We start from the raw sequence: 4,980 nt of genomic DNA, 5'->3' as shown, positions 1-4,980 counted from the left end.
CCTGCGGGCACGGCCATGTAACGGGGTTCCCAGTCAGGCTGGAACTTGTCTTTGAAGCGGCGCAAACCTTGGAAGTTATACAGTTGCTCGCCACGACGGAACACCATCGAGCCCAGACGTTCGGTCATCGACGGCGTCGGCGCCAGGTAGTGCGGGTAGGCGATTTCCAGCAGGTTGTGGGTGAAGGTCGGGTACTCGGCGTCGAGCTTGAGTTGCACGCGGGCCGTGAGGTAGGCAAAACCTTCGAGCAGACGTTCGACGTAGGGGTCGGCGCAGTCCATGCCGGACAGGCTCAGCCGACTGGCGATCTTCGGGTATTCCTTGGCGAACTCGGCAGCGCTTTCGCGCACGTGGTGCAGTTCCTGGTTGTACAGCTCTAGCAGGCGCGGGTTCATGGGCGTCTCCGCTGGTCGGCGTTGACCACGCGCACGTGGCCGGACTCCAGGTCCAGGTCGGTTTGCAGCAACAGGCGCAAGGGCACCGGCTGTGCCCACAGGTCGCCTTCGATCTCGAAGCTCAGCGCGTTGTGGTTCATCTCGCCATGGCCGACGCGGGCTTTGACGCGCAAGGTGTGGCGCAGAATACGTGGCTCAAAGGTGGCGATCGCCTGATAGATGAGGGTTTCCAGGGCCTTGATGTCGATGCTGGAAACACTGTTGCCCGCCAGTGCCGGCAGGCCGTAATTGACCACCGAGGTGCCGGCCGGGGTGTGCAGCGTGGCATCGGCATCGAGCAACGACGTGGTGTTGAGCAGCCACGCCAGGTCACGCAAAACCGAGGCTTTCAATTGGGTCAGGGACAGCACGCGTTTGTCGGCGCTTTCCTTGGGATTGGTCGGGTCGTCGTCGGTCAACCGGTCCAACAGGGACGGTTGCAGACGGTCGCGGCTGGCGATTTCAGTTACCACGTAAAGGGCGCCACATACATTTTTTGGTCGCCACCCCAACCGCAGGATGCCGATAGGCTGACCGGCGCCACCTCTAGGTGCCCTTGGATTTGGCGAATAGCCTGCATTTTGTTCAAGCAGTCGCGGCTCGGGGCCGGCATGTGCTCAACACGCCAAACTGAAAATATAGGGACGCCGTTGAATGTCTCCACGCGCAATTTCTGATGTTTATCCAAGCTGAAGCTGCATGGCCATTCCATATCCAGTTTTGTACGGCTTTGATCAGGGTTGACTAACGTGCACTGACCCTGGTCATCGATCAGTTTGAGGGGCTGCCCAACAAACACAGCCTCGATCGTCGGCGTTTCGGTATGTTCGGCGCATGCGTTCAGACTGATCACGTTCATGGTCAGGCAGAGGGCGAGCAATGGTTTTTTCATTATGTGAGTTCCCAAAACCAGACAGCTCTGGAGCGGAAAAAGAGATCGCCGGTTTGGGTTATTCCTCGGTTCCATAGATCAATATGATCGCCGGTACGGTTATCCAGGGACTCGCCTGATTGCTGGAAACAATCCTTGAAAAAAATAAGCCCGGTTTTGCCCATCAGCGTGCGACGGTCTTCGGCGGTGTTACCCAGAATGGCGGGTCGTCCTAGATGCCTTTTCCACAGCCAATTAGCCAACGACTCGGCACCCCTGGCGTGTTCATGCGCACACTTGGGCTCGGTATAGGTAGATTTGTTGACCTTGATGGTCAGCTCGGCGTTGAGCACCAGACTCATGCGGATAGCGCATTGATTGGCCCAAGGACCATTGCAAGGGTCTGCTTTTGGATGCGTAACCAAAAGATCGGAATACGCCTTCCACAAATTAATAAACGAAGGTTTGGCCATGACTCAGATACCGAAAAAGAAGGGGTCGAATGTGAGCACGCACCAAACCCCCCCGGCGCATGGCGCCAGGGGGTGTTCATATCAACGCTTGGTGTTGGACCGGATATTCCAGCCAAACTTGATCGCGCCGCCGTCTTTGGTGCCGTCGGCTTTCTGCGGCTGGTAGTCGACCATCACTTGGGCGAAGTTCAGGGTGACATTTTCGGTCAGGCGATCATCGGAGCCCGAACCGCCGGTGCTCAGGGACGTAACCAGTACTTCTTCCAGATTGATCACCATGTACTCGACCTGGCTTTCGCCACCGGCCTTGCGCACGGTCAGCTTGACCTTGTCGATGTGCTTGCCGCTAGCGCAGTGCATCATCAGGTTCGGCGAGGATTTGTCGACGTACTTGGTCAGCGACAGGTCCTGGATGTTCACCTTGCCTGCGCCGCCGCCACCGCCTACGTGCATGTTGCCGGACTGGGACATGCCCCAGCTCCAGTTCAGTACGTCGATTTCGTCCTTGTGGGCTTTGTCCATGGACTCGCCCTTGATGTCGCCAATCTTGATGAAAATATCAACAGCCATGTTTTCTCCCTGTGTGGACTCTGCCACTCGATTTGGTTTTTTGTGGGAGGGGCGGTGCGACGATTCGCCTTGCCCCCGATGCAGGCGACACGGTCTTTCAGTCAGACCGCGTCGATGCCATCGGGGGCAAGCCCCACCCACAGAAGAGCGAGTTCAACCGCTGGTTATGCGCTTTTCGCCGAAGGCAGTTTCGATACCAGGCGCAGCGACACGGTCAGCCCTTCGAGCTGGTAGTGCGGGCGCAGGTAGAACTTGGAGTTGTAGTAACCCGGGTTGCCTTCGACGTCTTCCACGATCACTTCGGCGGCAGCTAACGGGTGCTGGGCCTTGGTGGTTTCGGTGGAGTGCGCCGGGTCGCCGTCGACGTAGTTGAGGATCCAGTCCTGCAACCAGCGTTGCATTTCGTCCTTCTCTTTGAAGGAACCGATCTTGTCGCGCACGATGCACTTCAAGTAGTGCGCGAAACGGCAGGTGGCGAACAGGTACGGCAGGCGCGCCGCCAGGTTGGCGTTGGCGGTGGCGTCCGGGTCGTCGTACTCGGCTGGTTTCTGCAGCGACTGCGCGCCAATGAACGCGGCGAAATCGGTGTTTTTCTTGTGCAGCAGCGGCATGAAACCGTTCTTCGCCAGCTCCGCTTCACGGCGGTCGCTGATGGCGATTTCGGTCGGGCACTTCATGTCCACGCCACCGTCATCGGTAGGGAACGTGTGGGCCGGCAGGTTTTCCACTTCACCGCCGGATTCCACGCCACGGATGCGCGAGCACCAGCCGTAGTGCTTGAACGAACGGTTGATGTTGACCGCCATCGCGTAGGCTGCGTTGGCCCAGGTGTACTTGGAGCTGTCGGCGCCGTCGGTGTTTTCTTCGAAGGCGAAGGCTTCCACCGGGTCGGTCTTGGCGCCATACGGCAGGCGCGCGAGGAAGCGCGGCATGGTCAGGCCGATGTAGCGCGAGTCTTCCGATTCACGCAGCGAGCGCCAGCCGGCGTATTCCGGGGTGGTGAAGATCTTGGTCAGGTCGCGCGGGTTCGACAGTTCCTGCCACGAGCCCATGCCCATCACGGTCGGCGAAGCGGCAGCGATGAAGGGGGCGTGCATCGCGGCACAGACTTTGGACAATTCGCCCAACAGCTCGACATCCGGTGGCGACTGGTCGAAGTAGTAGTCGCCGACCAGGCAACCGTAAGGTTCGCCGCCGAACTGGCCGTATTCTTCTTCGTACATCTTCTTGAAGATCGGGCTCTGGTCCCAAGCGGTGCCCTTGAATTTCTTCAGGGTCTTGTGCAGGTCCGGCTTGGAGATGTTGAGCACGCGAATCTTCAGTTGCTCATCGCTCTCGGTGTTGTTGACCAGGTAGTGCAGGCCACGCCAGGCGCTTTCCAACTGCTGGAAATCCTGGTGGTGGATGATCTGGTTGACTTGGGCGGTGAGCTTGGCGTCGATGGCGGCGATGATCGATTCGATCGACTTGATCGCGTCGTTGGACACCAGGTCCGTCTGTGCCAACGCCTGTTCGGCCAGGGTGCGCACGGCGGTTTCCACGGCTTCGCGGGCACGCTCGGTCTTCGGTTTGAATTCTTGCAGCAACAGCGAGGCGAACTCGCTGGTTTCTTCGGTAGCGCCCAGGTTTTGAGCGCTTTCGCGAACGGTATTCTCGGTCATGATTACTGGTCCCCTGCCGGCTTCGGCGCGCTCGCAAGGGCCTGCAGCAATGCTGGGTCCTTGATCGCTTTCATGATGATTTCTTCAGCGCCGGTCTTGCCGTCCATGTAGGTCAGCAGGTTGGCCAACTGGGTGCGAGCTTCGAGCAGCTTGCTCAGCGCGTCGACCTTGCGGGCCACGGCGGCCGGGCTGAAGTCGTCCATGCTTTCGAAGGTGATGTCCAGGCTCAAGTTGCCTTCGCCTGTCAGCTCGTTGGGTACGTGGAACGCTACGCGCGGTTGCATGGCCTTGAGGCGCGAGTCGAAATTGTCGACGTCCACTTCAAGGAACTTGCGGTCGGCCACGGGCGCGAGCGGCTCGGCGGGTTTACCGGCGAGGTCGGCCATCACACCCATCACGAAGGGCAGCTGGACCTTTTTCTCGGCGCCGTAGAGCTCGACGTCGTACTCGATCTGCACTCGAGGCGCGCGGTTGCGCGCGATGAATTTCTGAGAACTTTGCTTCGCCACGTTGCTGCTCCTGGTCGCTTGAGCGACGGTATTGTTACTGCGCAGTCGGTCGGCTTACTCGCCGTCTGGGCCACGCAGGTTTTCAAATTGGGACATGCCGTCGGGAATCAGATTGCGCACGATGGCCGCGAAGTCGGCATGCACCAGGTGCTTTGCGCGGTTCAACAGCACCGGCAACGGGCTCGAAGGCTCGTAACGGCTGTAGTACGCAAGGATCTTGTCGAGGCTGCGCAGTACGTCATCGCGGTTGGCGATATCGCCGCTGGGGCGCGGTGCGACGGGGGCGGCGGCGAAGTCGACCGAGGGGGCGTTGTCGTCACTGACGGCCTCGGGTTCGCGGTTGCCGGTCTCGCTGCTCGGGACAAACTGGCTGAGGATCTGCAGCGCCTGCTTGAGCGGTTGCTTCAACAGGCTGAGGTCGACGCCCTGGGCCGAGCCGACCTGGTCGCTGACCTGTTGTTC

8 protein-coding genes are annotated in these 4,980 nt (G+C 59.7%); all 8 read right to left on the bottom strand.

Features of this window, described 5'->3' with window-relative positions; translation table 11 throughout:
- On the bottom strand, positions 1 to 395 hold a 395-nt coding region (locus L9Z73_RS25220), incomplete at its 3' end, for a type VI secretion system baseplate subunit TssF (RefSeq protein WP_247406922.1).
- Positions 392 to 907: a type VI secretion system baseplate subunit TssE gene (tssE, locus tag L9Z73_RS25215; protein WP_247406920.1), complete on the bottom strand. Its 516-nt coding sequence runs from the start codon at positions 905 to 907 to the stop codon at positions 392 to 394. The genes tssE and L9Z73_RS25220, both read right to left, overlap by 4 nt.
- Positions 901 to 1,326: a hypothetical protein gene (locus tag L9Z73_RS25210; RefSeq protein WP_247406917.1), complete on the bottom strand. Its 426-nt coding sequence runs from the start codon at positions 1,324 to 1,326 to the stop codon at positions 901 to 903. The genes tssE and L9Z73_RS25210 overlap by 7 nt, the downstream gene beginning before the upstream one ends.
- Entirely contained in the window at positions 1,326 to 1,778 is a 453-nt protein-coding gene (locus L9Z73_RS25205; RefSeq protein WP_048723566.1) for a type VI secretion system amidase effector protein Tae4, read from the bottom strand. The genes L9Z73_RS25210 and L9Z73_RS25205 overlap by 1 nt, the downstream gene beginning before the upstream one ends.
- A gap of 81 nt (positions 1,779 to 1,859) precedes the next feature.
- Positions 1,860 to 2,348 carry an Hcp family type VI secretion system effector gene (locus L9Z73_RS25200; RefSeq protein WP_247406914.1) on the bottom strand — a complete coding sequence of 163 codons (489 nt, stop codon included), beginning with the start codon at positions 2,346 to 2,348 and terminating at the stop codon, positions 1,860 to 1,862.
- Positions 2,349 to 2,512: 164 nt separating this feature from the next.
- Positions 2,513 to 4,009, bottom strand: a complete 1,497-nt coding sequence (gene tssC / locus L9Z73_RS25195) for a type VI secretion system contractile sheath large subunit (RefSeq protein ID WP_247406911.1) — start codon at positions 4,007 to 4,009, stop codon at positions 2,513 to 2,515.
- 2 nt (positions 4,010 to 4,011) lie between these two features.
- Positions 4,012 to 4,518 (bottom strand): type VI secretion system contractile sheath small subunit, encoded by a 507-nt coding sequence (tssB, locus tag L9Z73_RS25190; RefSeq protein ID WP_247406909.1) that lies wholly within the window; start codon positions 4,516 to 4,518, stop codon positions 4,012 to 4,014.
- 54 nt (positions 4,519 to 4,572) lie between these two features.
- A partial coding sequence (locus L9Z73_RS25185) for an ImpA family type VI secretion system protein (protein WP_430624315.1) occupies positions 4,573 to 4,980 on the bottom strand: 408 nt, incomplete at its 5' end.

The organism is Pseudomonas emilianonis, from assembly GCF_023072625.1.
Classification (GTDB): Bacteria; Pseudomonadota; Gammaproteobacteria; order Pseudomonadales; family Pseudomonadaceae; genus Aquipseudomonas; species Aquipseudomonas paraveronii.
Note: the sequence above shows the minus strand (reverse complement) of the source record. Positions and strands in the feature narration are given on the sequence as shown.